This window comes from Shewanella sp. UCD-FRSSP16_17, assembly GCF_001675935.1.
GTDB classification, from domain to species: domain Bacteria; phylum Pseudomonadota; class Gammaproteobacteria; order Enterobacterales; family Shewanellaceae; genus Shewanella; species Shewanella japonica.
Map to the genome: position 1 here is coordinate 1 of NZ_LZFV01000032.1, position 762 is coordinate 762.

General features: G+C 46.1%; 1 rRNA gene. It reads left to right on the forward strand.

The window, feature by feature from the left end:
* Positions 1-364: 364 nt before the first annotated feature.
* Positions 365-762 (forward strand): 16S ribosomal RNA (locus A9267_RS13920); the annotation flags it as partial.

The following is a 762-nucleotide window of genomic DNA, read 5'->3' on the forward strand; positions in this document are numbered from 1 at the left end:
ACGCCAAATCAGTTCACTGAAAAGTGACGCTGAAAAGAGTTTTTAAATTAGTTTAAAAATCACTTGACGCGATACGGGAATTGCGTAAAATACGCATCCCTAGCCACTCGGGCTTACCGAGATGCGCTAACGCTCTTTAACAATTTATCAAGTAATCTGTGTGGACACTCACAGGTGTTGAGTTAATCGAAATTGCTCACTCTTTCTTGTAAAGAATGCAGCAATCAAAATTATTATCAATATTTTCTGAATCACGTAAGTGATGAGTGTTCATAGCAATATGTAACAAACAGGATGTAGATTCTTCCGAGTCTGCATAATGTAATCAGAATTCATTGAGCCGAGACYTAGTCTCAAAAAACTTTAATTGAAGAGTTTGATCATGGCTCAGATTGAACGCTGGCGGCAGGCCTAACACATGCAAGTCGAGCGGTAACAGAAAGTAGCTTGCTACTTTGCTGACRAGCGGCGGACGGGTGAGTAATGCCTAGGGATCTGCCCAGTCGAGGGGGATAACAGTTGGAAACGACTGCTAATACCGCATACGCCCTACGGGGGAAAGGAGGGGACCTTCGGGCCTTTCGCGATTGGATGAACCTAGGTGGGATTAGCTAGTTGGTAAGGTAATGGCTTACCAAGGCGACGATCCCTAGCTGTTCTGAGAGGATGATCAGCCACACTGGGACTGAGACACGGCCCAGACTCCTACGGGAGGCAGCAGTGGGGAATATTGCACAATGGGGGAAACCCTGATGCAGCCAT